Annotated in this window: 1 protein-coding gene; it reads left to right on the top strand. The window is 52.1% G+C overall.

All coding sequences use genetic code 11. The features are described 5' to 3' along the window. The coding region (locus tag KDM89_RS22045; RefSeq protein WP_268977925.1) for a glycerophosphodiester phosphodiesterase family protein at window positions 1–247 on the top strand (247 nt) is incomplete at its 5' end. Between the last annotated feature and the right edge of the window lie 35 nt (window positions 248–282).

The following is a 282-nucleotide window of genomic DNA, read 5'->3' as shown; positions in this document are numbered from 1 at the left end:
AATCAATGATGCTGACACGACCACACTGGCACCAGGCAGTTTGATCGCTGATGCCCATAAAGCTGGCTTGCTGGTACATCCTTATACCTTCCGTAATGAACAGCGCCGTTTAGCTGCGAATTACAAAGGTGATCCTAAGGCCGAGTATCTGCAATTCCTGCGTCTGGGCGTAGATGGCATGTTCTCTGATTTTGCGGACACCGCACTCAGCAGCCGCGCTGACTATCTGAAAGAAATGGGACGCTGATCCCGATGACTACGCTGGCCAGCTGCAATGACTGG

The organism is Cognatundibacterium luofuense, from assembly GCF_018139685.1.
GTDB lineage: Bacteria > Pseudomonadota > Gammaproteobacteria > Burkholderiales > Burkholderiaceae_D > Undibacterium > Undibacterium luofuense.
The sequence above is the reverse complement of the archived record's forward strand: the minus strand, read 5'-3'. Positions and strand labels throughout refer to the sequence as shown.